The sequence below is a fragment of the Bradyrhizobium glycinis genome (assembly GCF_016031655.1).
Classification (GTDB): Bacteria; Pseudomonadota; Alphaproteobacteria; order Rhizobiales; family Xanthobacteraceae; genus Bradyrhizobium; species Bradyrhizobium glycinis.
In genome coordinates this window covers 1-25,585 of the sequence record NZ_JACCHQ010000046.1, presented here as the reverse complement: position 1 = coordinate 25,585, position 25,585 = coordinate 1, and the positions used below count along the sequence as shown (strand labels likewise).

Genomic DNA, 25,585 nt, shown 5'->3' with positions numbered 1-25,585 from the left:
TTAGAGCTCGATGTTTTCCAGCCGGACCGGCAGCTTGCGGATGCGCTGACCGGTGGCGTGATAGATCGCGTTGCAGATCGCCGCATTGGTGCCGACATTGGCAAGCTCGCCGAGGCCCTTTGCGCCGACCGGGTTGATGTGATCGTCCTGCTCGGACAGCATGATCACCTCGACGCCGGGTACATCGGCATTCACGGGCACGAGGTAGTCGGCAAGATTGTCGTTGACGTAGCGCGCATTGCGCTCGTCGATCTCGGTGGCCTCGAGCAGCGCCGAGGACATGCCCCAGATCAGGCCGCCCATGAGCTGGCTGCGCGCGGTGCGCGGATTCATGATCCTGCCTGCCGCGAACGCGCCGACCAGGCGGGGGCAGCGGATCTCGTGCGTGAAGCGATTGACGCGGACCTCGACGAACTCGGCGCCGAAGGCATAGGCGATCTGGTCCTTCATTTGATGGCCACCGACCAGGCGTACCTGCCCATTGTGCATGGCGCGGAACGAATCCAGCGGCGCGCCCTCCGGCTTCCACTCGCCATATTCTTCGACCACGCCGACGCCGAGTGCATCGAACGCCTTCTCGATGTCGAGCGAGCGATCGCCCTTCGCCGCCTGGGTCGACGGTGCCGGGCTGATGCCGACGGTCTCCTTGGCCTTGTCGGCAAGGCTGTCGTTGGGCATCAGCGCCTTGAACAGGCGCTGTCGGATCTGATCGCACACCATCATCACGGCCGAGCAGGTGCTGGCTGTGGAATTGGAGCCGCCGGCAACCGGCGCGGGCGGCAGGTCGCTGTCGCCCATGAAGACTGCAACCTTCTCCAACGGCACGCCGAGCCGCTCGGCCGCAGTCTGGGCGATGACGGTGTAGGCGCCGGTCCCGATCTCATGGCCGGCGATCTCGACCCGGGTGCGGCCGTCGCGCTGCAGGCGCACACGCGCGGCCGACGGCGCCATCTGCGTCGGATAGCACGTGGCGGCGCAGCCGTAGCCGATCAACCAGTCGCCGTCGGACATCGATTTCGGCTGTGGCGAGCGCTGCGACCAGCCGAACGCCTTGGCGGCTTCGTCGAAGCACGCCATGAGCGATCGCGACGTGTAGGGCTTGCCATCGATTGGATCCCTGGTGGCGTCGTTGATACGGCGAAGCTCGACCGGATCCATGTTCAGTTTCACAGCGAGCTCGTCCAGCGCGCTCTCCAGCGCGAACAGATACGGCACCTCGGGGGGCGAGCGCATGAAGCCGGGCGTGTTGCGATCGGCACGCACGATCGACACCAGACTGTCGACGTTCGGACAGGCATAGAGCCGCGTCGTGGTCTTGGTGCCACCAACGCAATAGGCATCGGGGCGCGAGGAGACTTCGGCCCCCTCATGCCTCAAAGCGACCAGCCTGCCATCCCGGCTTGCACCGAGCCTGATCTCATGCCGCGTCTCGGCGCGGTAGGTCGCGATGGTAAAGCCCTGGTCGCGGGTCGGGACCAGCTTGATCGGACGGTTCAGGCGCTTGGCAATGGCGGCGATGATGGCGGTGCGCGGCGTCATCGAACCTCGCGAGCCGAATCCGCCGCCGACATAGGGATTGACCACGCGCACCTTGTCGGCGTCGATGCCGAGCTGCTCGGCCACGCCGTTCTTCAGGCCATAGACATACTGGCTGCCCTCGTAGATGACGAGATTGTCGCCCATCCAGGCGCAGCTGGTCGTGAACAGCTCCATCGGATTGTGATGCTGCGTCGGCGTTTCATAAGAGACGCTCAGCTTGACCTCGGCCGCATCGAACGCCTTGGCGAAATCACCGACCTTGGGGTCTTCCTTGAACTGCGAATTTTGTCCTTTCGCGGCGGCTGCCGTCGTCCCCGGCGAATCGAAGGTCGCGCTGGGCGCAGCAGCGCTATAGCTGACCTTGACGCGGTTGGCCGCTTCGCGCGCGGCCTCGTAGCTCTCAGCGACCACCACGGCGATGATCTGGCCATCATGGGCGATCTCGGCCGACTTCAGCGGCTGGATCGTGGTGCCGGCATAGCCGCCATTACTGAACAGTTTCGACTCCTTCAGCTTCGGGGCGTTCTCATGCGTGACGATATCGATCACGCCGCGGACGCGCTTGGCATCGTCGAGCTCGAAGCGGTCGATGCGGCCCTTGGCGATGGCGCTGGTAACCAGGAATGCGTAGGCTGGATTGTCCAGCGGCATGTCCGAGGCATAGGTCGCCCGCCCCATGACCTTTGCGGCCGCATCATAGCGCGGCACGGGCTGTCCCAGATTCGCTTTCGGCGCGGGAGCTGCAGCGGTCATGGTCAGATCTCCATCGTTACGGCCTGCTGGAGCGCGCGTGCCACGACACGCTTGCCGAGCGCGATCTTGAAGCTGTTGTGCCGGCGCCCGCGGGCGTCTGCAAAGGCGGCATCGGCAACACGTTGCGGGAGGCCGTCGTCGAACTTCTGTCCCTTCAAGAGCGCCTCGGCCTCACGCGCCCGCCACGGCACGGTGGCGACGCCGCCGAGCGCGACGCGGGCGTCCCTGATCGTGCCGTCCTGGATGTCGAGCGCGATCGCAGCTGACGACAGCGCGAATTCGTAGGATTGCCGGTCGCGGGCCTTCAGATACACCGAGCGTGGCCAGCGGCCCTGTATAGAGAACGCCGAGATCAGCTCGCCGGGCTGAAGCGCCGTCTCGATGTCCGGCGTGCTGCCCGGCCTCTTGTGAAGCTGCGCGAACGGCATGCTGCGCGTACCGGCCTTGCCGGTGACCTCGACCATCGCATCGAGTGCGATCAGCGCCTGTGCGAAATCGCCGGGATACGTCGCGATGCACTGATCGGAGGTCCCGAGCACCGCATGCATGCGGTTGACGCCGTCCATTGCGGCACAGCCGGAGCCGGGATTGCGCTTGTTGCAGTTCTCATAGGAGACATCGCGGAAGTAGTTGCAGCGCGTCCGCTGCATCACGTTGCCGCCGAGCGTTGCCATGTTGCGCAGCTGGGCGCTTGCGGCCAGCTTCAGCGAATCCGCGATCACCGGATAGCTGCGCTGGATCTCGGCATGCGCGGCCACGTCGGACATTTTGGCGAGCGCGCCGAGGCGCAAGCCATCGCCGCCTGGCGCGATCGCCGACCAGGCTTGGGCCAGCGGACTGATATCGACGATTGCGGTGGGCCGCATCACGTCGAGCTTCATCAAGTCGATCAGCGTGGTTCCGCCAGCAAGCGGCTGCGCCGCCGCCTTCGTCAGCGGATCGTTGGCGGCCGCAGCGGCGCCGAGCGCCTGCACGGCCATATCCGGGTCTGATGCTCTCTGATACGAAAACGGTCGCATGCGCCTAGCCTTTCATGATCTCGGGCGCGGCCTGCTTCACGGCGGCGACGATGTTGGGATAGGCGGCGCAGCGGCAGATGTTGCCGCTCATGTACTCGCGGATGTCGGCCTCGCTTCCGGCATTGCCCTCCTTCACGCATGCGATCGCCGACATGATCTGGCCGGGCGTGCAATAGCCGCACTGGAACGCATCGTTGTCGATGAAGGCCTGCTGCATCGGATGCAGGCGGTCATCGGTGGCGAGGCCCTCGATGGTCGTGATCTCCTGCCCCTCGGCGGCGAGGGCCAGCGTCAGGCATGACACCACGCGGCGATCGTCGATCAGCACCGTGCAGGCGCCGCACTGGCCGTGGTCGCAGCCCTTCTTGCTGCCGGTGAGCTTGAGATGTTCGCGTAAAGCATCCAGCACGGTGGTGCGCGCATCGATGCTCAGGCGCTTGTCCTTGCCGTTGACGCGCAGCGTGACCTCGACGGGAAGCGACGGATCCTGCGCCGCTGGCGCCCGCGCATCCTCCGACGCCGCGCGCGCCGTTATCGGGATCAGCGCGCTGCCAGCCGCGCCGGCCATGAAAGCGCGTCGGTCGAATCCGGATGATCTGGAACCTGGTTTGTCGGGCATGGCAGGCCTCCGCCGCTGATCTGCAAAGCAGCGCACGCCTGCACCGCTCATCGCCCCTTAACCTCGAGCGATGAGCGCAGTTCCGGATGAGAGAAGGGCGGCGCAGCAAATGCCGCGCCGCCCTTCGTCAACTTTTCCTGATCTCGCGTGGGGAACTGCGCGGGGCGATCAATAACCCAGCGCGCAGCCGTCCTTGCGCGGATCGGAGCCGCCGGTGAGCGTTCCCTTGTCCCAATCGATCCAGATCGCCTGGGCGCCGCCGAGCGGGCCGACCACGCTGGTGGTCTTGTGGCCGAGCTTCTTCAGGCCTTCGACGACGGCGGACGGCACGCTGTCCTCGAGCTGATACTGGCCCTCGTAGTGCAGGCCGCGCGGCATATCGATCGCTTCCTGCACGTCGCAGCCGTAGTCGAGGATGTTGGTCAGGAGATGAGTCTGGCCGGTCGGCTGGTATTGGCCGCCCATCACCGCGTACGACATCGTGGAACGGCCGCCCTTGGTCAGCAGACCCGGCATGATCGTGTGCAGCGGGCGCTTGCCGCCTTCGATGCAATTGGGATGGCCCGGTTGGATGCGGAAGCCGCCGGCGCGGTTCTGGAACAAGACACCGGTCTTGTTCGAGACGATCGCAGAGCCAAAGGAATGCGCAACCGAGTTGATGAACGAGCAGACGTTGCGGTCCTTGTCCACGACCGTGATGTAGATGGTCGAGGGATTCATCGGCGGCGCGACGTTCGGCAGGTCGAGCATGCCGTCCAGGCGGATCTTGCTGATATACTCGTCGGCAAAGCCCTTCTCGAGCATCTCGGCGACGTTGATCTTCATGTGCGCAGGCGAGGCGACATGCATCTCGCGGTTCATGTAGGCGATGCGTGCCGCTTCCGCCTCGAGATGGAAGCGCTCGACGCTCACGGGCGCGTACTTGGTCAGATCGAAGCGCGACAGGATGTTGAGCATCAAGAGCGCTGTGACGCCCGGGCCGTTCGGCGGGCACTGCCAGACGTCGTAGCCCTTGTACATGGTGCCGATCGGCGTGGTCACTTCGGTCGTGTGCGCGGCGAAATCGTCGAGCGTGTGCAGGCCGCCGATGCCCCTGAGGGTCTCGACCATGTCCTCTGCGATCTCGCCCTTGTAGAAGGCGTCGCGGCCGTCCTTGGCGATCGCGCGCAGCGTCTTGCCGAGCTCGGCCTGGCGAATGACGTCGCCGGCGACCGGGGGCTGGCCGCCCGGCAACAAATAGCGCACGGTGTTGGTACCGTTCTTCAGCTTCTCGAACTGGTTCTTCCAGTCGAAGGCGATGCGGGGCGCGACGACATAGCCCTCCTCGGCCGCCTTGATCGCGGGCTGGAGCAGCCGATCGAAACCGAACTTGCCGTGATCGCGCAGCACGGTGGCAAAGGCATCGATCACGCCGGGAATCGAGACCGCATGCGCCGAGGTCAGCGGCACCGAGTTGATCTTGCGTTCGAGATACCAGTCGGCATTCGCCGCCTTCGGCGCGCGGCCGGAGCCGTTATAGGCGACGATCTTGCCCTCGCCCCGCGGCTGGATCAGCGCAAAGCAATCGCCGCCGATGCCGGTCGATTGCGGCTCGATCACGCCGAGCAAGGCAGAGCCGGCAACGGCGGCGTCCACCGCGGTGCCGCCCTCGCGCAGCACCTCGATCGCGGCGAGCGAGGCCTGCGGATGCGAGGTCGCGACCATCGCGTTGGTGGCGTGGACCGTGGACCTGCCGGGGAAATGGAAGTTTCTCATCGAATGTCTTGCTCTCTTGGCCGTCGGCGCGATTGGCGCGCCCTCTCGAAAAACCGCGTCTACATGACACATTCCCGCCCCGCGGGGCAATGCTGGCATACCAGGAAAATGGCTGCCATCCGCTGGGCGTATGGACTTTTTGCAGGCCTTTGCGATGCGGGTTTTCCGGGCGCGGGCCGCCTGCTAAACGAGCGGCCATGACGTCCAGCAATACGCCTTACAAGGTCTGCGCCTTCTATCAATTCGTCGCCCTCCCGGATTACCGCGAGCTGCGCGAGCCGCTGCGCGCCTGCTGCGCCGGCCTTGGGCTGAAGGGCAGCGTCTTACTGGCGCAGGAAGGCATTAACGGTACGGTCGCCGGTGCACCGGAGGCGATCGACGCCTTCGCTCATGAGCTCGCACACGGGGACATGTTCGGCGGCAGGCTCGACAATCTCGAATTGAAATTCTCCGCTGCGGAGGCGATGCCGTTCGGACGGCTGAAGGTGCGGCTGAAGAAGGAGATCGTCACGCTGGGCGATGCGGCCGTCGATCCGACTCGTAAGGTCGGCACCTATGTCGATGCGCGCGAATGGAACGCGCTGATCGCAGCACCCGACACGCTCGTGCTCGACACCCGCAACGCCTTCGAGGTCGCGATGGGCACGTTCGAGGGCGCGGTCGATCCCGGCATCAAGAGCTTCGGCCAGTTCAAGGACTTTGCCGCCGAGCGGCTTGATCCGGCACGGCACCGCAGGATCGCGATGTTCTGCACCGGCGGCATCCGCTGCGAGAAGGCGAGCGCGCATCTGCTCGCACGCGGCTTTGCCGAGGTCTATCACCTCAAGGGCGGCATCCTGAGATATCTGGAAGAGGTGCCGGAGGCGGAGAGCCGCTGGCGCGGCGAATGCTTCGTGTTCGACGAGCGCGTGGCGCTCTGCCACGGCTTGCGCGAGCGAAACAAGGACGTAACGCGTGACGAATGAGATCAAGACGCTGAGCGAGCGCATCGACACGCTGGAGACGCGCCTCGCCTATCAGGACGACACGATCGAGACGTTGAACCAGACCATCACCGCGCAGTGGAAGCAGATCGACAGGCTGACACGGCAGATCGCGGAGCTCAATGCCCGGCTGCAGGAGGCCGAGGCAAATGCGCCAGGGCCTGCCAACGAGCCTCCGCCGCATTATTGAGCGGTGTTACTGGCCGGACGCCTTGGGCAGCAGGTCCATGACCTCGCCGGACGTCACCAAGCGGTTGCGGCCTGCGGCCTTGGCGGCATAGAGCGCCCGGTCGGCAGCCTCGACCAGCGCGGCGACTCCCGCGGTTCGTTCGAACGCCGGCCGGCAGGCTGCGCCGCCAAGCGAAGCGGTGACGCATCGGGCCGCCGGATTGCTGCCATGCGCGAGTCCGGCCTCGTGAATGGCGTTGCGGATCCGTTCGCCGACCCGGGCGCAGCCGGCGGCGTCGATGTTCGGCAACAGCATGGCGAATTCCTCACCGCCATAACGCGCCGCCAGATCGCCGGCGCGCTGCGCTTCGGCCGCGATGATCTTGGCGATCAGGCGCAGGCACGCATCGCCCGCGGGATGGCCGTATTCATCGTTGTAAGCCTTGAAGTGGTCGACATCGATCATCAGCAAAGCAAGGCTGGAGCGGTCGCGATAGGCGCGTACCCATTCCTCCTTCAGGCGCTCGTCGAAGTGACGGCGATTGGCAAGGCCGGTGAGGCTGTCCTCGATCGCCAGCGTCTCGAGTCTGGTTTCCAGCTTCTTGTGCTCGGTGATGTCGCGGGAGATCGCGACTACGCCGTCGACTTGGCCACCGTCCCTACGCGTCACCCGCATGGTCGATTCGAGCCAGATTTCGCCGTTCTCACGATGCGAGTTGCGGTAGGTGAGACGCGCCTCCTCCTTCTCACCGCGCTTCATGGCGTCGACGATCGCCTGGACCTCCGGCAGGTCCTCCGGATTGATACCCGCAAGAGCCGGCGAACCGATCAGCTGATTGGGACGCCAGCCGACGATGCGGACCGACGAGGGCGAGACATAGCGCAGCCGCTCGTCGAGGCCGATGCGGGTCACCATGTCGCTGGAGCCTTCGGCGAGCAGGCGGAAATGCGCCTCCGTCTCGGCCAGCGCGACGGCCATGCGCTGGCCGCGCTGCAACTGCCGCACCAGCACGCCGCCGATGACAGCGATCAGCATCACCAGCGCGAGCACGTAGAGCATGCGGGAGATTGCCGCCGCGCGCCAGGGCGCGAGCAACTCGTCCTTGTCGACGGTGGCGAGCAGGAGGAGCGGGAAGCGGCTGCTGCGATTGAAGAAGCTGACGCGGTCGGCACCGTCCAGCGGCGAGGTGAAATGATAGGCGCCGCTCGGCCGTTGCAGGCTCGGCTCGCGGAACAACGGCTTGTCGGCGACACTGCGCCCGACGAATGTCTCGTTGCTGGGATTGCGCGCGACGATCAGACCGTCGCCATGCGCCAGTGACACGGAGCTGTTGCGGCCGATCTCGAACTGCTCGTAAAAATGCGAGAGATATTTCGAGCTGATGGTCGCGAGCACCACGCCACCGAAGCTACCGTCCTCTTTGTTGAAGCGGCGTGACAGGGTGACGACCCATTCGCCGTCGAGCAGGCTCTTCACGGGACGGCCGACATGGGCCTCGCGCTTCGGCGAGAGCTGGTGATATCGGAAGAAGGCATCGTCGCTGAAGGTGGTGCCGGTCGTACCGGGTGAGGTCAGCCAGTTGCCCTGATCGTCGATGATGGCGAGGCTGTGAATGCGTGCGATCGCCTTCTTGCGCGCATCCAGCAAGGTGCGCAGCTTGCCGATCGTGGCCGGCGCTGTGCCGTCCATCTCCAACCGGCTGACCACGCCGACGACGCCGGAATCCAAAAGATCGAGGCTGTCCTCGGCATGCTGAGTCAGCGAACGCGCAACGTTCGCCATCTCCGTCTCGGCGCCCTTGAGCACAGCATCGCGGGCCGTCCATTCACGCCAACCGCTGACGCCGAGAATGGTCGCGCAGGTCAGCGCGACGAAAGCCGCCGCGCGCAATGGCAGGCGGCTCCATCCGGCTCGTTGGGTAGCGCTCATGCGGCAGGGTCCTCCGATCGCTCGGAAACTCTGCCGCTTCTGTTATTTAATTCTGAAATCACTACCGGACTACGCGGCGATTCCCGCCCTTTCCAGTAGTCTTACGGACGCGGCGATCGGCGCATCGCTAACAAGACATTAGCAGGCCGATCGGAATCCGGCGCGCCGGCGCCGCTAGCTGAAAATGGCCTTGACCTTGGCCCAGAGCGAAGGATGCTCGGCGTCGGCATCGGCCTTCGAGGGCGTCGGCTGCGCCGCGCTCACGGGATCGGAAGCTGGGAACGTGTCCCTCAGCCCGTCGTCGAGCTTGGATTGCCGATCGGCAGCGATCGCCTCGCGCAGGTCTTCGGCGTGCTTGTCGTGCGGCGCGGGGTTGAATGTCTCAGCCATGATCTCCTCCATTGGCTCGTCAACGCGGCCCAATCGTGCTGGTTCCCCTGTTCCGCTGACGGCCGCGGCGGTGTATCAGGAGGCACAACCCTCTTCAGGACCATTCGTGCCCCAGTCTTCGACGAAACCCTTCATCGACGTCCTCTCCGGCCAGCGCCAAGCCGTCCCGCCCATGTGGATGATGCGCCAGGCCGGGCGCTACCTGCCCGAATATCGCGAGGTGCGCGCCAAGGCGGGCGGGTTCCTCGATCTCTGCTTCAACCCGGCGCTTGCCGCCGAGGTGACGCTGCAGCCGATCCGAAGGTTCGGTTTCGACGCGGCGATCATCTTCTCCGACATCCTCGTCATCCCCTATGCGCTCGGACGTGAGGTGCGGTTCGAGGTCGGCGAGGGCCCGCGGCTCGAGCCGCTGGACGATCCGGCCAAGGTGGCGACGCTGGCGCCGCGCGCCGATTTCGGCAAGCTCGAGCCGGTGTTCGAGGCGCTGAGGATCGTGCGCGGCGCGCTCGATCCCAAGGTCGCGCTGATCGGCTTCTGCGGCGCGCCGTGGACGGTGGCGACCTACATGGTCGCGGGCCACGGCACGCCGGACCAGGCGCCGGCCCGGATGATGGCCTACCGGCATCCGGAAGCTTTTTCAGAGATCATCGACGTGCTGGTCGACAACTCGATTCAGTATCTGCTGGCACAGCTCGCCGCCGGCGCCGACGCGTTGCAGATCTTCGACACCTGGGCCGGCGTGCTGCCGCCCACGGAGTTCGCGCGCTGGTCGGTCGAGCCGACGCGGCGCATCGTGGAGGGCGTGAGAGCCAAGGTGCCGGACGCGAAGATCATCGGCTTCCCGCGCGGCGCCGGCGCGCTGCTGCCGGCCTATGTCGAGGCAACCCGTGTCAACGCGGTCAGCATCGACTGGACAGCGGAGCCTGCCTTCATTCGCGAGCGGGTGCAGAGCAGGGTCGCGGTGCAGGGCAATCTCGATCCGCTGGTGCTGATCACGGGCGGCGCCGCGCTCGACCGCGCGGTCGACAACGTGCTGGCCAATTTTGCTGCCGGGCGGCTGATCTTCAATCTCGGCCACGGCATCCAGCCGGAAACGCCGATTGCCCATGTCGAGCAGATGATCAGGCGCGTGCGCGGCTGATCTGTTTCGGTGCTTCGGGCGCGGCAAGACAAAAAGTGCGAAAACAACCCCATGCACAGTAGCCAAGCCCTTGAAAAGCGTGGACTGGCATGACTCGCCTGTCAGTTTTGACTTGTCGGGCAAAACAGGCGCAGAATTGCATCATCGCCACTGACCCGTTTTGATAAGGACCAGCGTGCCAAGCGGCTTGCTGGAGCGGGTTCGACTGCGACTCCTCACCCCACCCGTCATTGCGAGCGCAGCGAAGCAATCCAGAATCTTTCCGCGGGTAGCAGTCTGGATTGCTTCGCTGCGCTCGCAATGACGACGGCGACAGCGGAAAGCGCCTCAGCGCGGCCGGCTCCGCTCGATGATCTCGGCGGCTCCCTTTTTCAGGAGATCCAGACCCACCGCACGGCCGAGCTCGCGCGGACGATTGGCGAAACCTAAGCCCTCGGCCTCAATGATGGTGTTGCCGGAGAGGTCGAGCACGGATGCGGTCAGCGCCAGCCGATCGACAATGACGGTCGAAAATGCCGCCACAGGCGAATTGCAATGGCCGTTGAGCACCCACAGCACCTCGCGCTCGGCGTCGGCACAAGCATGCGCGGCCGGATCGTCGATGGACGACAGGATTTGTCGCGTTTGCCAGTCCTGCGCGGCGCATTCGACGGCAACGATGCCCTGCCCTGCCGCGGGCAGCATCTCCGCTGCCCTGAATTCATAGGCAATGCGGCCGGCCAAGCCGACGCGAGTGAGGCCCGAGCGCGCCATGATCAGTGCATCGGCCGGTCCGACCGCGCCGCCATCGGGCAGCCGCTGCTTCTCGCCGTTGTCGAGCTTTCGCACGCGTGTGTCGGCTGCTCCGCGGAAATGGATGACCTCCACCTCCGGAAACAGACGCCGCGCATAGGCGGCACGACGGACGGCGTTGGTGCCGATCTTAAAACCCTTACCGCGCGATTGGCGCAACGCTTCCAGCGTGACGCCATTTCGCAACACCAGCGCGTCACCGGGCGGATCGCGCGACAGCGTGGCGCCGATGACGAGGCCGGGTGTGTCCTCGTTGCCCGGCATGTCCTTCAGCGAATGCATCGCCGCCTGGAGCTCACCCGACAGCACGGCGGCGCGGATTTGAGCCACGAAGGCACCGCCCTTGCCGCCATGAGGCAACAGCTTGCTGGTCTGGTCGAGATCGCCCGTGGTGTCGAACTTGACGATCTCGACGTCGAGACCGGGCACGGCGACGGTTAGGCGGCGCCCAATCTCTTCCGTCTGTGCCAGCGCCATGGCGCTCTTGCGTGTGCCGATCCGAAAGCGAGTAGCCAAGTCGAACGTCCTTTCAGGGCGAATTATCGCGCATCCTCCAATATCATGTCGGAGGCCTTTTCGGCGATCATGATGATCGGCGCATTGGTGTTCCCCGACACCAGGTCGGGCATGATCGAGCCGTCGACGACGCGCAGGGCTTCGAGCCCCCTCACCTTCAGCCGCTGATCCACCACCGCGAGCGCGTCGTTGCCCATACGACAGGTCGAGGTCGGATGGTAGATGGTGCTGCCCCGCTCGCGGCAATAATCCAGGATCTCGGCATCCGTGGATACCTTCTCGCCGGGGTCGTACTCACTGACCACGAACGGCTTCAGCGCCGGCGCGTTCAATATCTTGCGCAGGATCTTGATGCCTTCGACGTTGGTGGTGCGGTCGGTCTCGGTGGACATGTAATTGATGCGGATCTCCGGCGGCACGGTCGGGTCTGCGCTCTTGATGCGCAGGGTGCCGCGGCTCTCGGGCCGGAGCTGGCACACCGAGGCGGTGAATCCGGAGAAGGCGTGCAGCCTCTCACCCATCTTGTCGGTCGAAAATGGCAGGAAGTGCACCTGGATGTCGGGCGAGGCGAGGCGCGGACTGGTCTTGAAGAACGCGCCCGCGGTGCCGGCTGCGATCGTCAGCCAGCCCTTCCGGAACAGCGCATAGCGTGCGCCGGCCATGGTGCGGCGAAGCGGATGATTGATGGTGTCGTTGAGCGTGATCTTCTGCGAGCAGCGCATGACGATGCGAACCTGCATGTGATCCTGCAGATCGTGACCGACGCCCGGCGCGTCCAGCACCACATCGATGCCGTGCCGGCGCAGGAGATCGCCGGGGCCGACGCCGGAGAGCTGGAGCAGCTGCGGCGAATTGTAGGCGCCGCTCGACAGCACGACCTCCTTGCGGGCGCGGGCGCGGCGCAATGCTGCGCCTTGCCGGTATTCGACGCCGACCGCTCGGCGCTCTTCGAACAGGATGCGCTGAGCGTGTGCGGAGGTCTCGATCTTGAGGTTGCTGCGCGTCTTCGCGGGACCGAGATAGGCGACCGAAGTGGAGGCGCGACGGCCATTGCGCGTCGTGGTCTGGAACAGGCCGACGCCTTCCTGTGTCGCGCCGTTGAAGTCGGGGTTGTAGGGCAGACCGGTCTGCACTGCGGCATCGATGAAGGCTTTCGACAACGGATCGGTCACTATTATGTCGGAGACCGGCAGCGGCCCACCGGTGCCGTGATACTGGTCCGCACCGCGCGACTGGTTCTCGGCCTTCTTGAAATAAGGCAGCACGTCGTCATAACCCCACCCGGTGTTGCCGAGCTGGCGCCAGCGGTCGTAGTCCTCGTGCTGGCCGCGGACATAGAGCAGGCCGTTGATCGAGCTCGATCCGCCCAGGGTCTTGCCGCGCGGCTGGAACACCTGGCGCCCCTTCAGCTCGGGCTCCGGCTCGGTCTGGTACATCCAGTTGACGCTCTTTTCCTTGAACAGCTTGCCGTAGCCGAGCGGGACGTGGATCCAGATGTTGGAATCCTTCGGGCCGGCCTCGAGCAGCAGCACGCTGTACTTGCCGGTCGCAGTGAGCCTGTTGGCAAGCACGCAGCCGGCAGAGCCGGCGCCGACGATGATGTAGTCGTATTCGGGATCAGTGGGTGCGAGGGCAGAATTTGCATTCATGCGCTACTGTTCTTCTTGTTAGAGCGGGCGTTTCCGGTTCGTCACTACCACAATCATGCGGGCAGACGCAGCGCTTCCACCAGCGACTTGAACGCACGGGCATATTCCGCGCCCGCCCTTGCGATATCGGTGCGTCCGGCGCAGGCCACCGCGGCTTCCGTCACCGCGCCGAGCAGCAGCCGCGCCAGCGGCTCGACCGGCTGCCGCGCGATCAGGCCGGCCTCCATCGCGGCGGAGAGCGCCCGCGGCATCTTGCCGCCAAAGTGCTGCGCGTCGATCTCGCGCCAGCGTTCCCAGCCGAGCACCGCCGGGCCGTCACGTAGGATGATCTGGCCGGTCGGACCCTTCGCAGTCGCGGCGAAATAATGCTGGGTGCCGGCGACCATGGCGGCGAGCGCGTCCTTTTCAGTGCGTGCCGTGCGGTCGATCTCGGCGACGAGGTCGCGCGAGACCTGGTCGAACACGGCCTCGAACACCGCCTCCTTGGTCTTGAAGTGATGATAGACCGCGCCCTTGGCGACGGAGGCGCCTTCCGCAATGTCGTCCATGGTGGTGGCGGCAAAGCCATGGGTCCCGAACAGGCGCCGCGCCGCCGTCAGGATCGCCTCCGATGTCGTCGCCCGCCGCTCCGCCTGTTTGGCCATGGGTCTTGTCTAGTCGAATTCGCGACAGTCGGCCAGCAAGTGGGTTGAACGCGGTGCGCCGCGCTGACGCTGCACCCTCTCCCCTTGTGGGAGAGGGTGGCTTGCCGCGCAAGCGGCGAGCCGGGTGAGGGGTTCTCTCCGCGGATCCAAATGCCAGTTGGATTCGCCGAGAGAAACCCCTCATCCGGCGCTTCGCGCCACCTTCTCCCACAAGGGGAGAAGGGAAGAAAGGCGGCCAGTTGACTTTTCGACTATCGGTCGGTATTTACCGACTATCAGTCGGTTTTAGCTTGTGAGGTCGCCATGCCGAGCCGTGAGGTCGTCGAAGCCTTTGCCAAGCGCTTGGAGGACGGTGACTTCGTCGGCGCGATCCTCGACTACTACACCCCGGACGCAGCGACCTATGAGAACCTTGCCGCACCCGTGGTCGGGCGCGACAAGCTCGCGGACAAGGAGCGCGGCGTGCTGGCGGCGTTCAAGAAGGTCACGGCCGTGCGCCTCGGCCCGAGCCTGATCGATGGCGACGTTGTCGCCAGCCGCTGGAAATTCTCCTTCACCAACGCCGAGGGCGCGACGCGGACGCTGGAGGAGATCGCGTGGCAGACCTGGCGAGGCGATAAGCTGGTGGAGGAGCGGTTCTACTACGATCCGAAGCAATTGGGGCGATGACGACGTCTCTCCAACACAGGTGTCATTGCCCGGCTTGACTGGGCAATCAACTATTCCAGAGACGGTTGTGATTCCTCGATAGGCCGCGGCCTACTGGATGCCCCGGTCCCGTCTTCGCCAAGGCTATGCCGGGGACACGAGGGTGCTCGGCCGCCGAAGCTTTAGCGGAGGCGGCAAGCCGGGGCATGACGGCAAACTGGTGGGGCGCGCCCGGCTCTCGTTACAGCCGCTCTCGTTACAGCCGTAATCCGAAGCCCCGAATTTGTATCCATTTGTTATCGATATTCTCCATCGAACACGCAGAAGTGCTCACGGCGAGCACCGCAGCTAAGGATAATTCATAGTTCGTCAAAGGTTTGCAGCGAATTCTCCCGATCGAGCCGGACCAACGGCTCATGCTGCAGGCTCCGGAATGCGGACTCGAACGAGCAACTATGTCGCGCGGCTGTTCGCCGGCGATCTGTCGGCCTTTGGCGGTCCCGCGACGGACGAAGCCACAGCTGGCCATATCCGCGCCGAGCAGATGTCGCTGGTGCTCGGCTATTCGGTCGGCATCATGCTCGCCAACGCCTGCAACGCCATCGTGCTCGCCATCGCGCTTTGGCAGTCGCCGGACAGGACTTTTGCGCTGATCTGGGCCGCCGCCGTGGCCAGCGGCGCGATCGCGTTCGGGCTGCAATCCCACGCCGCTCGCCGCATCACCAAGCCGCAATTCGTCTCGCGTCGCGCCATGCACCGGCTGGTGCGGAACGCCTTCGTCCTCGGCGCCGCCTGGGGCATCGTGCCGGTCGCCTTCTTCGCGGACGCTTCGACCGGCGGCCAGCTCGTCATCACCTGCCTGTGCGCGGGCATGCTGGCCGGCGGCGCGCTCGCCTTCGCCACCATTCCGATCGCGGCGATCGCCTTCACGGCGCCGATCTTCCTCGGCATCGCCATCTGCCTCGGCCGGAACGGCGATCTCGCCTTTCTCCTCATCGCCTTTCTCGTCGTGGTCTACGGCAGCGTCCTTCTGCGCGGCGTGTTCGTCAATTCGTTCGCGTTCGCGCGTCGCGTCATCCGGCAGATCGAGGCCGAGCGCACGGTGCGGCAGGATCCCCTGACCCATCTGCCCAACCGCGTCGCCTTCAACGAAACGCTCGATGCCGCGCTCAAGCGGCTTGCGCTATCGGGCGAGGAATTCGCGGTCCTCCTGCTCGATCTCGACCGCTTCAAGGAGGTCAACGACCAGTTCGGCCACCCCGCCGGGGACGAATTCCTGGTTCACGTCGCAAGCCGCCTGCAACGCTGCACGCGTGCCGCCGAGCACGTCGCGCGGATCGGCGGCGACGAGTTCGCGCTGGTGATGGCCAATCTGACGCGGCCTGAGGATGCGCTCGAGATCGCCGAACGCTTCGTCGCGGCCTTCGCCGAACCGTTCCAGATCGAAGGCCGTCGGATCCTCGGCGCGACCAGCGTCGGCATCGTGCTGGCGCCGCGCGACGGCAACGCGCCGCTCGACCTCATGAAGAATGCTGATGCCGCGCTCTACCGCGCCAAGAAGGCCGGGCCGGGCACGGTCTGCTTCTTCGAACAAGCCGACGACAGGTCGTCCCGCGAGCGCAAGGCGCTGCAATCGGACCTCGCAGGCGCGATCGCGCGCGACGAGCTGTTTCTGGTGTTCCAGCCGTTCCTCGACCTCGGCAGCAACCGCATCACCGGCTTCGAGGCGCTGCTGCGCTGGCAGCATCCCGCGCGCGGGCTGGTGCCGCCGAGCGAGTTCATCGCCATCGCGGAGGAGACCGGGCTGATCCACGAGATCGGCGAATGGGTCATCCGCCGCGCCTGCGCGAGCGTTGCGGAATGGCCGGAAGAGATCAGGGTTGCCGTGAATTTCTCGGCCGCACAGTTTCACAACACGGCCATCCTCCAGACCATCGTGCAGGCGCTCGCCGACGCCAGGATCGCCCCGCATCGGCTCGAGATCGAGATCACGGAATCGATGCTGCTGTCGAAGTACGGCTCGGCAGCGACGGTCCTGAACGCGCTGCTGGAGCTCGGCGTCACCCTCGCGCTCGACGATTTCGGCACCGGCTTCTCTTCGCTCACCTACCTGCGCAAGCTGCCGTTCACCCGCATCAAGATCGACCAGTCCTTCATCCGCGACATGCTGGTGCAGCCGGACTGCGCCGCGATCGTGAAATCGGTGGTCTCCCTTGCGCGCGATTTGCAGATCGGCGTGGTCGCGGAGGGCGTCGAGACCGCCGACCAGCTCGAATATCTCAGGCAGATCAGTTGCGACGAGGTGCAGGGTTATCTGATCAGCCGGCCAGTGGCCGCGGACGCGGTGATGGCGCTGCTGGACAGCAAGAAACATCGGGCGACGTTTGCGGCGTAGGACTCGATCGGATGGGGATCGGTGCCGCTACGAAAGAGGCGCGCTCCCTCCCCCGCTTGCGGGGGAGGGCTGGGGAGAGGGTTGTCTCAACAGAGGGGCTCCCCCAGAGGAGAGAACCCTCACCCGCGCCTTCGGCGCGACCTCTCCCGCACGCGGGAGAGGTGGAGCCCGCGGCGCCGTCCATTTCTCCTAACAGCCTCCCTTCCAGGCTCGCTCAAACCGCATCCGCCCGCAGCAGCGTATCGACGGTAATTGTACCCCGCGCGCGGGAGACGCAAGCGCAGATCTTCTGGTTGGCTTGCTTTTGGTGATCGCTGAAGAAGACGTCGCGATGGTCGATCTCGCCCTCGATGTCGACCACGTCGATGGCGCAGAGGCCGCATTCGCCGCGCTTGCAATCTGATATCACCTCAAAGCCGCTGGCATTGAGCACGTCGAGCATCGAGCGCTCGCGCGGGATTTCGAGCTCGACAGTGGAGTCCTTCAGGCGCACCCTGAACGTTTCGGTCGGCAGCGTGCCGCTTGAGCCGAAGGTCTCGTAGCGGAGATCGGGGAGCGGATGGCCGGCGCCGGTCCAGGCATGGCGCGCGGCGTCCAGCATCCGCATCGGGCCGCAGAACAGGGCTAGCGTGCCCCGCGGCAATGAGGCGAACAGCGCGTCGAGATCGAGCCGCCTGCCTTCCTCGCTGACATGCAGGACGAGGCGATCGCCAAGCATCGCGGCGAGATCGTCGAGATAGGCGGCCTCGCTACGCGAACGCACGGCATAATGCAGGGTCACGTCCGCTCCACGTCGGGCCAGCGCCTGCGCGGCGCCGAGGATCGGGGTGATGCCGATGCCGCCGGCAATCAGGCAATAATTGTCACGGGTCCAATCGACCGCGAGCAGCGAGGCGGGCTGGGTGATGTCGAGCCGCGCGCCCGGCTGCAAGGACCACATGTAGCGCGAGCCGCCGCGGGAATCATCGGCGCGGCGCACCGCGATTCTGAAGCCCTGCGACGAGGCCTCACCGACCAGCGAATAGGACCGTGTCTCCGGCAGGCCGTCGATGGCGACGCTGACATTGATGTGGCTGCCGACCGGATAGGCCGTAGCCTCGAACTGATCCGGCTTGATCAGGAATTCGCGGACGTTCGGGGTGAGATCGCGGGTGGCGACGAGCGTTGCCGGGGTCCAGGTCTCGATGAAGCGCATGGTGACTGCCCTCAATCGGTTGCGGTTTTGATCAGCGCGAGCGCCGGCAAGAGGTCGAGATGGGTCCGGTTGCGCAGCGCAAGCCGCAGGTTTCGCACCGCCAGCCGGGCATGCTCGCGCATGACGGCCTCGGCGCGCGCGCCTTCGCGGTTTTCGATGGCGTCGATCACGACACGATGGTGCTCCTGGGCGATGATCAGGATCTGCTGCGCCTCCGGCAACGCCGATTGCGCCATCACGAAGCCGCTCGGCGAGGCAAACGGCAGCGCCGAGGCGCGGTCGATCTGCCGGATCAGCGGCGGGCTGCGCGACAGTTCCGTGAGCTGGGCATGGAAGCGCGCGTTCAGCGTGACGTAAGACGAGAAAGCGTCGACCGAGATCGGCACCTGCCCCAACAGCTCGTCGATCGCAGCAAGGCACTCCTTCAGCGGCTCGAGCTCGCGCGCGGAGACGCCGCGCTCGGCGGCAAAGCGCGCCGCCAGGCCTTCCAGCGTGCCGCGCAGCTCGATGGAATCGGAGATGTCGCGCTCGGAAAACGCCTTCACCATGAAGCCGCCGGAGGGAATCGCCTCGAGCAGGCCCTCCTCCTCCAGCCGCACCAGCGCCATGCGCACCGGCGTGCGCGAGGCCCCCGTGGTCTCCACCGCCTGAAGCTCGGAGATGCGCTCGCCGGGCCGCAAGGCGCCCGACAGGATCTGGTCGCGCAGCGCGAGCTGCGCCTTCACGGTCTGCGAGACGGAGCGGTCGACCTCACGCTCGGCCATGGTCTACTCCGCGGCCTGAAGATGTTTTGGGGCGTTTTCCTTCGCCACCATCCGATCGATCAGCTTGCGCGACCACATCGCGCCTGCGTCGATGTTGAGGTTGTAGAAGATGCGATCGGGGTTCTCGTCCATCGCGCGCTGCTGCGCTTCGAGGATCAGCTCGTCCTCGCGGAAGATGCCGGAGACGCCCTCGCGGATCTCGGTGGTGAGGCGCTGCTCATTGATGCGGTAATTGCGGACGAAGGACCAGAAGTAATGACAGGTCTTCTCGGTCTCCGGCGTGATCGTATTGAGCACGAAGCCGTTGACTCCTTTCGAGCGGTCGCCTTCCGGCGCACCGGTGCCCGCGGGCGCGACGCCGACATCGATGGCGATGGTGCACGGCGCCTCGAAGCGGATGATTTGCCAGCGGTCGACGAGGCCGGGCTTGCCGAGCTGCTTGGCCCAAAACGGCGGCGGCTCGATGTTGCGCATCCAGCGCGTCACCGTGACGGTCTTCTCGCCATGGGTGACGTCGAACGGCGCCTCGGCGACGGCGTCATTGCCGATCGACGAGCCGTGCACGAATGTCTCGTGGGTGAGATCCATGAGGTTGTCGAGCACGAGACGGTAGTCGCAATTGACGTGGATGGTCTTGCCGTCGCCGGCCCAGGCCGGGTCGTGATTCCAGTGCATGTCGGGGACGAGCGCGGGATCAGCGAGCGCGGGATCGCCCATCCAGAGCCAGACGTAGCGGTGACGCTCGACCACGGGGTAGGCGCGCACGCAGGCCGAGGGGTTGATGGTCTCCTGCGAGGGCATGAAGGTGCAACGCCCCTGCGCGTTGTACTTCAGACCGTGATAGCCGCAGACGACGGTGTCGCCTTCGAGCCGGCCCTTGGACAGCGGCACCAGCCGATGCCAGCAGGCATCCTCCAGCGCGGCCACCGAGCCGTCGGCCTTGCGGTACATCACGACATGCTTGCCGCAGATCGTCCGCGGCAACAGCGCCGCCTTGACGTCGGCGTCCCACGCCGCGGCGTACCAGGCGTTCATGGGGAAGGATTTTGTCATTGTCTCACTCCCACGGGCTTATGAATACGTTGTGTATACAATAGAGGCCTGAAAGGAATGTTTCAAGCTGAGTTTTTGCTACTATAATACCTCTATCTGATTCTATGTATACAGAGCTTGCGAAGATTTTATCTGCCGCGGCTAGGTAACCGGCAAAAAGCGGCGCGCTGTTTACCCTCCCCTGGAGGGGGAGGGTCGCTTCGCATGAAGCGCAGCGGAATGCGGAGCGGGGTGATCTCTCCACGCGGGCAGTCTCCGTGTGGAGAGATCACCCCACCCCGCTCGCGCTTACGCGCGATCGACCCTCCCCCTCCGGGGGAGGGTAAGAGAGCCTCATCCCTACGCCGCGAACACCTTGGCCAACCCCGCCTGGGCTTCCTCCTGAATCCGTTTCAGATGCTCGGGGCTGCGGAAGCTTTCGGCGTAGATCTTGTAGACATCTTCGGTGCCGGACGGCCGCGCGGCGAACCAGCCGAACTCGGTCTCAACCTTGATGCCGCCGAAGGGCTGGCCGTTGCCGGGCGCCTTGCTCAGCGTCGCGCGAACGGGATCGCCGGCGAGGTCCTTGAGGCCGAGTTGCTCCGGCGTCACGGATTTCAGGATGTTCTTCTGCGGCCCGGTGGCGGCGACATCGATGCGCGCGTAATGCGGCATGCCGAACTCGGCGGTGAGCTCATTGAAGATCTGGTTGGGATCGCGGCCGGTCCTGGCCATGATCTCGGCAGCGAGCAGGCCAAGGATGATTCCGTCCTTGTCGGTGGTCCACACCGCGCCGTCGCGGCGCAGGAACGAGGCCCCTGCACTCTCCTCGCCGCCGAAGCCGAAGCCGCCGGTGAGCAGGCCATCGACGAACCATTTGAAGCCGACCGGCGTCTCCACCAGCTTGCGGCCGAGCTTCTTGGCGACGCGGTCGATGATCGAGCTCGACACCACGGTCTTGCCGATCGCCGCATCCTTGCCCCAGCCCGGACGGTGCGCGAACAGGTAGGAGATCGCGGTCGCCAGGTAATGGTTCGGATTCATCAACCCGCCGGAGCGCGTGACGATGCCGTGGCGGTCGGCGTCGGTGTCGTTGGCAAAGGCGACGTCGAAGCGGTCGCGCATGCCGATCAGGCTCGCCATCGCGTAAGGCGAGGAGCAGTCCATGCGGATTTTGCCGTCCCAGTCCACCGTCATGAAACGGAAGGTTGGATCGATCGCCTCGTTCACGACCGTTGCGTTGAGGCCATAGCGCTCGATGATCGGATGCCAGTAATGCACGGCGGCGCCGCCGAGCGGATCGATGCCGATCTTGACGCCGGCGGATTTGACGAGGTCGAGATCGACGACATGGCCGAGATCGGCGACGTAAGGCGTGACGAAGTCGTAGGCGTGGACATTCGAAGCCTTCCGCGCCTTGGCATAGTCGATGCGTTTCACGTCCTCGAGGTCGCCTGCGAGATAAGCATTGGCGAGCTTCTCGACGACGCCGGTCACGTCCGTATCGGCCGGGCCGCCATGGGGCGGATTGTATTTGTAGCCGCCGTCCTCGGGGGGATTGTGCGAGGGGGTGATGACGACGCCATCGGCGAGGCCGGTGGTGCGGCCCTTGTTGTAGGTAAGGATCGCATGCGAGACGACGGGCGTCGGCGTGTAGCCGCCGTCCTTTTCGATCATGACCTCGACGCCGTTGGCGGCGAACACCTCGATGGCGCTTGTAAGCGCCGGCTCGGCCAGCGCATGGGTGTCGATGCCGATGAAGAGCGGGCCGGTCAGGCCCTTCTCCTTCCGGTAATCACAAATCGCCTGCGTGGTCGCGAGGATGTGGCCTTCGTTGAACGTGTTCTTGAACGAGGTGCCGCGATGGCCCGACGTGCCGAACGCCACGCGCTGTGCCGGATCGGACGCATCCGGCTTGCCAGCGAAATAGGCCGTCACCAGCCGCGGAATATTGGTGAGCGCGTCCGGCGAGGCCTGCTTGCCCGCCGCGGGATGAACATCAGCCACTGGAATACCCTCGTTCTGCCGTGAGTGCGGGACACCATAGCATCGGCCAAGCCCCCGCCAAGGGCACAACACGCGCGAGGAGGAAGGCGTTCCTGGGGAAGCGAAGGTGGCGTTCGTGCTGTACTCGGGAGCACCGCCCGTCATCGCAGGCCAGATCCACCGACCAGAGCGCCCGCGCGCGACAGTGACAGACGCGCCAGAGGCCGGTTTGTTAACTCCGGCGCTCTATGACAGGCCTATGCTGCGGGATCGGGCACGCTTCATTCTCGGCGCGACGTGGAGGCACGTCGCGGTCGTCCTGCTCGTGTCGGCGCCGATCGGCGCGCTCGCGGGCGACGGCATCAGCGAGCTCGGCGCCGGCGAAACGCCATCATCGCGAGCCACGATCCGGAAGATCATCGAGAGGGAAACCAAGAGCACCAATCTGCCGGCCGATATCGCCGAGGCGGTCGTCTTCGTCGAAAGCGGCTATAACCCGGCGGTCATCGGCAGCGCGGGCGAAATCGGCCTGATGCAGGTGCGCCCCGAGACGGCAGCGATGCTGGGCTTCCGCGGCAGCAATGCGGAGCTGGCCGAACCCGACGTCAACATCCATTACGGCGTGCTTTATCTCAGCCAGGCCTGGCGGCTTTCGGGCGGGGACCTCTGCCGCGCCCTGATGAAATACCGGGCGGGTCATGGCGAAGAGGAGATGACCGCGCGGTCGCAGGTCTATTGCAACCGGGCCCGCAACCGGCTTGGCGCGATGCCGCGAGAACGCGAAGCTGCGGCTGCTCCGGATCCGGCGCCCGCGGCTGCGGCTACGGTTGCGCCTGCGGTTGCGATTGCGGCGCCCGTGAAACCGGCGAGCCGCCCGAAGGTGCCGGTGCAGCCCAAAGCGGTCTATGCCCGCTATCGTCAAGGCACCGCGGCCGCCAGCCGCGCCTATTGGGCCGCCCACGAGGCCAGGGTCAGCCAGATCAAGGCGCGCATCGAAGCACGTTGGAAGCGCGTCGCGTCGCGCTGACCGGATCCAGGCGGCCCTTTGCGGCTTGCTCCCGCGTGAGCTTCGCATCTACTGTGCCTCCAAAAGCCTGCATTCGGAGGTGGCGCATGGAGGTTATACTGCTCGGCACCGGCGGCCCACGTCCAGACCCGCGCCGCATGGCGACGACCACGCTGATCAGGCTTGGCGAGGAGAACATCCTGTTCGACGCCGGCCGTGGCGTCATGGTGCAGCTTCACAAGGCGGGCGTGGCGCTCGGCGCCATCAACACGGTCTTCCTCACCCATCACCATTTCGACCACATTGGCGATCTCTACGATGTGATGTTGAATTCGTGGATGCACGGGCGCAAGGACGAGTTGCGCGTGTATGGCCCGCCGGACACCGAACGCCTCGTCAGCACGCTGGTCACGCAGGTCTACGACAAGGACATCGCCTGGCGCGACCAGGGCGAGCCGACCTTCGGCGGCTGGAAGCCTGTCGCCGCAACGGACATCATTCCAGGCCCCGTGCTCGACACCGGTCGCTGGAAGATCAGCGCCGAGTTGGTCTCGCATGGCGACGGCCTCGACATGTCGCCGGCCTTCCTGGCGCGCTGGATGTGTCTCGGCTATCGCTTCGAAGCGGAAGGCAAGGTCATTGCGATTTCCGGCGACACCGTCCCCTGCCCCGGGCTCGAGCGGCTGGCTCAGGGAGCCGACCTGCTGGTGCAGTGCTGCTTCCTCGCGACGCCCGAGATCAACAACGAGCATTTGCGCCGGCTCGCGAAATACACGATCGCCTGCGGCGACACCGTCGGCAAGATCGCGGCCAAAGGCGGCGTCAAGAAGCTCGCGCTGACCCATCACCGTCCGCGCACCGACGATGCCATGCTGACCGCATTGCTCGATGACGTCAGGCGGGACTATGCGGGGCCGGTCGTGATCGGCGAGGATCTCACGCGCATCGAGGTCTGAGCATCACCGATCAACTCGCCCGCCTCAGGACAATCCGACCTCGATGCGGAACGACAATTGCTCTTCCGCGCCGGCTGCGATGTGCATCAGCCCCGGCTTGTCGCTGAACTCGCCTTGAAAGCCGGCGGGACTTGCATAGCCGCGCCAGGGCTCGATGCAGAGGAACGGCGCGCCTGATGGTTTCGACCAGACACCGAGCTCGCGAAATCCGCGCCAGGACATTTTCAGCCATGGCCCGGTCGATGCACCGCCCGCCGCAGCATAGCGGACCGAATCGCTCTCGATGCGGTCGAAGATGATGGCGTCGTCGACGAACAGGGAGTCCGACAAGGAAAGCGAGTTGCCTTTGACCGGGCTCGGCTCCGCTGCCGGCCGCAGCAATCCACGCTCGAGACGGCGGACCGGAGACGATTCTGCCCTCGCGAAAGTCAGCGCATAGCTCTCCTTTGCGGCGCCGGGCCGCAGCGGCCAGTTGAAGGCGGGATGACCGCCGAGAGAGGCCGGCAACGTCTCCTTGCCGGTGTTGGCGATCGTGAGCGTCAGATCGAGGCCGGACTCATCGATCGCATAGGCCGCCGTGAGCCGGAACGGGAACGGATAGAGCGCGCGCGTCGTCTCATTGTCATCAAGCACCAGAGTGCAGCGGCTCTCGCCGCGTTCTGCCCACACGAAGCGGCTGTCGCGGGCAAAGCCATGCTGGGTCATCCGATACGTCTTGCCCTGGTGCCGCAACTCGTCGTTGGCAAGGCGTCCGACGATCGGAAACAGCAGCGGTGCGTGACGCGGCCATTCCGGCCCCGCCTGCCAGACGAACTCGGTGCCATTGCCATCCCTCAGTGAGCACAGCTCGGCGCCATGCGCCTTGATGGCCGCGGTGAGAAGGCCGCTGCGAAGCACATCAGTGTCGTGATTCATAATTACCTCCGTTTGCGGCAGCGGCGCGCACGTGAAGGCGGACCATACCGCATTGGAAACGATTTCGCCCGGCTCGATGAGGCGAACGAAACTCAGAGCAACGACGTGCTAGGGCTGAGACGACCGCCCAACGCTCTCGTAGGCGAACCCGGCGGCTGCCATGTCCTCGGGGCGGTAGATGTTGCGCAAGTCGATGACGACCGGCTGCGCCATGGTCGCCTTCAACCGGTCGAGATCGAGCGCGCGGAACTGCACCCATTCGGTGACGATGACGAGCGCGTCGGCGCCTTGCGCGCAGGCATAGGCGTCCTCGCAATAGGCGATATCGGGCAATTCGCCCTTGGCCTGCTCCATGCCGACGGGATCGAACGCCTTCACCTTCGCGCCCATGTCGATCAGGCCGGTGACCAGCGGGATCGACGGCGCATCGCGCATGTCGTCGGTGTCGGGCTTGAAGGTGAGGCCGAGCACGGCGACGGTCTTGCCGCGCAGATTGCCGCCGAGCGCCTGGCTCACCTTGCGCGCCATCGCGCGCTTGCGGTTCTCGTTGACCGCCAGCACCGATTCGACGATGCGCAAGGAGACGTCGTAATCCTGCGCGATCTTGATTAGGGCCTTGGTGTCCTTCGGGAAGCACGAGCCGCCGAAGCCGGGACCGGCATGCAGGAATTTGGTGCCGATGCGGTTGTCGAGGCCGATGCCGCGCGCGACCTCCTGGACGTTGGCGCCGGCCTTTTCGGACAGGTCGGCGATCTCGTTGATGAAGGTGATCTTGGTCGCCAGGAACGCG

Annotated in this window: 22 protein-coding genes; 7 read left to right on the top strand and 15 right to left on the bottom strand. The window is 65.4% G+C overall.

Annotation, left to right across the window (positions count from 1 at the left end):
* The 4 genes from HZZ16_RS35770 to ggt all read right to left on the bottom strand — a co-directional run bounded on the left by HZZ16_RS35770 (position 1) and on the right by ggt (position 5,685).
* Positions 1 to 2,292 carry a xanthine dehydrogenase family protein molybdopterin-binding subunit gene (locus HZZ16_RS35770; RefSeq protein ID WP_197955428.1) on the bottom strand — a complete coding sequence of 764 codons (2,292 nt, stop codon included), beginning with the start codon at positions 2,290 to 2,292 and terminating at the stop codon, positions 1 to 3.
* 2 nt (positions 2,293 to 2,294) lie between these two features.
* Positions 2,295 to 3,311, bottom strand: a complete 1,017-nt coding sequence (locus HZZ16_RS35765; protein WP_197955426.1) for an FAD binding domain-containing protein — start codon at positions 3,309 to 3,311, stop codon at positions 2,295 to 2,297.
* A gap of 4 nt (positions 3,312 to 3,315) precedes the next feature.
* Positions 3,316 to 3,930 (bottom strand): (2Fe-2S)-binding protein, encoded by a 615-nt coding sequence (locus HZZ16_RS35760; RefSeq protein WP_246510648.1) that lies wholly within the window; start codon positions 3,928 to 3,930, stop codon positions 3,316 to 3,318.
* 168 nt (positions 3,931 to 4,098) lie between these two features.
* Complete coding sequence (ggt, locus tag HZZ16_RS35755; RefSeq protein WP_197955424.1) at positions 4,099 to 5,685, bottom strand: gamma-glutamyltransferase; 1,587 nt, start codon at positions 5,683 to 5,685, stop codon at positions 4,099 to 4,101.
* 197 nt (positions 5,686 to 5,882) lie between these two features.
* Between ggt and trhO the strand changes: the two genes are divergently transcribed.
* Positions 5,883 to 6,650 carry an oxygen-dependent tRNA uridine(34) hydroxylase TrhO gene (gene trhO, locus HZZ16_RS35750; RefSeq protein ID WP_197955422.1) on the top strand — a complete coding sequence of 256 codons (768 nt, stop codon included), beginning with the start codon at positions 5,883 to 5,885 and terminating at the stop codon, positions 6,648 to 6,650.
* Positions 6,640 to 6,858: a SlyX family protein gene (locus HZZ16_RS35745; protein WP_197955420.1), complete on the top strand. Its 219-nt coding sequence runs from the start codon at positions 6,640 to 6,642 to the stop codon at positions 6,856 to 6,858. The genes trhO and HZZ16_RS35745 overlap by 11 nt, the downstream gene beginning before the upstream one ends.
* 6 nt (positions 6,859 to 6,864) lie before the next feature.
* On the opposite strand, the gene HZZ16_RS35740 is transcribed toward HZZ16_RS35745, so the two are convergent.
* A complete protein-coding gene (locus tag HZZ16_RS35740) occupies positions 6,865 to 8,766 on the bottom strand; it encodes a diguanylate cyclase (RefSeq protein ID WP_197955418.1) in 1,902 nt (633 codons plus the stop codon).
* Positions 8,767 to 8,940: 174 nt separating this feature from the next.
* On the bottom strand, positions 8,941 to 9,156 hold the full coding sequence (locus HZZ16_RS35735; protein ID WP_197955414.1) for a hypothetical protein: 216 nt from the start codon (positions 9,154 to 9,156) through the stop codon (positions 8,941 to 8,943).
* Between the two features lie 106 nt (positions 9,157 to 9,262).
* On the opposite strand from HZZ16_RS35735, the gene hemE reads away from it, so the two are divergent.
* Positions 9,263 to 10,297 (top strand): uroporphyrinogen decarboxylase, encoded by a 1,035-nt coding sequence (gene hemE, locus HZZ16_RS35730; protein ID WP_197955413.1) that lies wholly within the window; start codon positions 9,263 to 9,265, stop codon positions 10,295 to 10,297.
* A 327-nt stretch (positions 10,298 to 10,624) separates the two neighbouring features.
* Here hemE and hemC read toward each other — a convergent pair whose 3' ends face one another.
* The 3 genes from hemC to HZZ16_RS35715 are packed head-to-tail and all read right to left on the bottom strand — an operon-like array spanning position 10,625 to position 13,898.
* Positions 10,625 to 11,605: a hydroxymethylbilane synthase gene (gene hemC, locus HZZ16_RS35725; protein WP_197955411.1), complete on the bottom strand. Its 981-nt coding sequence runs from the start codon at positions 11,603 to 11,605 to the stop codon at positions 10,625 to 10,627.
* Positions 11,606 to 11,628: 23 nt separating this feature from the next.
* On the bottom strand, positions 11,629 to 13,254 hold the full coding sequence (locus HZZ16_RS35720; protein WP_197955403.1) for a GMC family oxidoreductase: 1,626 nt from the start codon (positions 13,252 to 13,254) through the stop codon (positions 11,629 to 11,631).
* Positions 13,255 to 13,307: 53 nt separating this feature from the next.
* Positions 13,308 to 13,898, bottom strand: coding sequence for a TetR/AcrR family transcriptional regulator (locus HZZ16_RS35715; RefSeq protein ID WP_197955402.1), 591 nt, complete (start codon positions 13,896 to 13,898; stop codon positions 13,308 to 13,310).
* Positions 13,899 to 14,201: 303 nt separating this feature from the next.
* Here HZZ16_RS35715 and HZZ16_RS35710 point away from each other — a divergent pair, with 303 nt between their 5' ends.
* Both HZZ16_RS35710 and HZZ16_RS35705 read left to right on the top strand, forming a co-directional pair.
* A complete protein-coding gene (locus tag HZZ16_RS35710; RefSeq protein ID WP_197955401.1) occupies positions 14,202 to 14,567 on the top strand; it encodes a nuclear transport factor 2 family protein in 366 nt (121 codons plus the stop codon).
* 412 nt (positions 14,568 to 14,979) lie between these two features.
* Entirely contained in the window at positions 14,980 to 16,941 is a 1,962-nt protein-coding gene (locus HZZ16_RS35705) for a putative bifunctional diguanylate cyclase/phosphodiesterase (protein WP_197955400.1), read from the top strand.
* Between the two features lie 214 nt (positions 16,942 to 17,155).
* On the opposite strand, the gene HZZ16_RS35700 is transcribed toward HZZ16_RS35705, so the two are convergent.
* The 4 genes from HZZ16_RS35700 to pgm all read right to left on the bottom strand — a co-directional run bounded on the left by HZZ16_RS35700 (position 17,156) and on the right by pgm (position 21,939).
* Positions 17,156 to 18,136 carry a PDR/VanB family oxidoreductase gene (locus HZZ16_RS35700; RefSeq protein ID WP_197955399.1) on the bottom strand — a complete coding sequence of 327 codons (981 nt, stop codon included), beginning with the start codon at positions 18,134 to 18,136 and terminating at the stop codon, positions 17,156 to 17,158.
* An 11-nt stretch (positions 18,137 to 18,147) separates the two neighbouring features.
* Positions 18,148 to 18,900, bottom strand: a complete 753-nt coding sequence (locus tag HZZ16_RS35695) for a GntR family transcriptional regulator (RefSeq protein WP_197955398.1) — start codon at positions 18,898 to 18,900, stop codon at positions 18,148 to 18,150.
* A gap of 3 nt (positions 18,901 to 18,903) precedes the next feature.
* A complete protein-coding gene (locus HZZ16_RS35690) occupies positions 18,904 to 19,953 on the bottom strand; it encodes an aromatic ring-hydroxylating dioxygenase subunit alpha (protein WP_197955396.1) in 1,050 nt (349 codons plus the stop codon).
* Positions 19,954 to 20,292: 339 nt separating this feature from the next.
* Complete coding sequence (pgm, locus tag HZZ16_RS35685) at positions 20,293 to 21,939, bottom strand: phosphoglucomutase (alpha-D-glucose-1,6-bisphosphate-dependent) (protein WP_197955394.1); 1,647 nt, start codon at positions 21,937 to 21,939, stop codon at positions 20,293 to 20,295.
* A 106-nt stretch (positions 21,940 to 22,045) separates the two neighbouring features.
* Between pgm and HZZ16_RS35680 the strand changes: the two genes are divergently transcribed.
* A complete protein-coding gene (locus HZZ16_RS35680; protein ID WP_311974467.1) occupies positions 22,046 to 22,945 on the top strand; it encodes a transglycosylase SLT domain-containing protein in 900 nt (299 codons plus the stop codon).
* An 86-nt stretch (positions 22,946 to 23,031) separates the two neighbouring features.
* Complete coding sequence (locus HZZ16_RS35675) at positions 23,032 to 23,880, top strand: MBL fold metallo-hydrolase (protein ID WP_197955393.1); 849 nt, start codon at positions 23,032 to 23,034, stop codon at positions 23,878 to 23,880.
* A 24-nt stretch (positions 23,881 to 23,904) separates the two neighbouring features.
* On the opposite strand, the gene HZZ16_RS35670 is transcribed toward HZZ16_RS35675, so the two are convergent.
* Positions 23,905 to 24,795, bottom strand: a complete 891-nt coding sequence (locus tag HZZ16_RS35670) for an aldose 1-epimerase family protein (protein ID WP_197955392.1) — start codon at positions 24,793 to 24,795, stop codon at positions 23,905 to 23,907.
* 108 nt (positions 24,796 to 24,903) lie between these two features.
* A partial coding sequence (locus HZZ16_RS35665) for a UDP-glucose dehydrogenase family protein (protein WP_197955383.1) occupies positions 24,904 to 25,585 on the bottom strand: 682 nt, incomplete at its 5' end.

Bases quoted from the DNA above. Each gene is read 5' to 3' on its own strand.
- HZZ16_RS35770 (WP_197955428.1), bottom strand. From the start codon at position 2,292: ATGACCGCTGCAGCTCCCGCGCCGAAAGCGAATCTGGGACAGCCCGTG.
- HZZ16_RS35765 (WP_197955426.1), bottom strand. From the start codon at position 3,311: ATGCGACCGTTTTCGTATCAGAGAGCATCAGACCCGGATATGGCCGTG.
- HZZ16_RS35760 (WP_246510648.1), bottom strand. From the start codon at position 3,930: ATGCCCGACAAACCAGGTTCCAGATCATCCGGATTCGACCGACGCGCT.
- ggt (WP_197955424.1), bottom strand. From the start codon at position 5,685: ATGAGAAACTTCCATTTCCCCGGCAGGTCCACGGTCCACGCCACCAAC.
- trhO (WP_197955422.1), top strand. From the start codon at position 5,883: ATGACGTCCAGCAATACGCCTTACAAGGTCTGCGCCTTCTATCAATTC.
- HZZ16_RS35740 (WP_197955418.1), bottom strand. From the start codon at position 8,766: ATGAGCGCTACCCAACGAGCCGGATGGAGCCGCCTGCCATTGCGCGCG.
- HZZ16_RS35735 (WP_197955414.1), bottom strand. From the start codon at position 9,156: ATGGCTGAGACATTCAACCCCGCGCCGCACGACAAGCACGCCGAAGAC.
- HZZ16_RS35720 (WP_197955403.1), bottom strand. From the start codon at position 13,254: ATGAATGCAAATTCTGCCCTCGCACCCACTGATCCCGAATACGACTAC.
- HZZ16_RS35715 (WP_197955402.1), bottom strand. From the start codon at position 13,898: ATGGCCAAACAGGCGGAGCGGCGGGCGACGACATCGGAGGCGATCCTG.
- HZZ16_RS35710 (WP_197955401.1), top strand. From the start codon at position 14,202: ATGCCGAGCCGTGAGGTCGTCGAAGCCTTTGCCAAGCGCTTGGAGGAC.
- HZZ16_RS35705 (WP_197955400.1), top strand. From the start codon at position 14,980: ATGCGGACTCGAACGAGCAACTATGTCGCGCGGCTGTTCGCCGGCGAT.
- HZZ16_RS35700 (WP_197955399.1), bottom strand. From the start codon at position 18,136: ATGCGCTTCATCGAGACCTGGACCCCGGCAACGCTCGTCGCCACCCGC.
- HZZ16_RS35695 (WP_197955398.1), bottom strand. From the start codon at position 18,900: ATGGCCGAGCGTGAGGTCGACCGCTCCGTCTCGCAGACCGTGAAGGCG.
- HZZ16_RS35690 (WP_197955396.1), bottom strand. From the start codon at position 19,953: ATGACAAAATCCTTCCCCATGAACGCCTGGTACGCCGCGGCGTGGGAC.
- HZZ16_RS35675 (WP_197955393.1), top strand. From the start codon at position 23,032: ATGGAGGTTATACTGCTCGGCACCGGCGGCCCACGTCCAGACCCGCGC.
- HZZ16_RS35670 (WP_197955392.1), bottom strand. From the start codon at position 24,795: ATGAATCACGACACTGATGTGCTTCGCAGCGGCCTTCTCACCGCGGCC.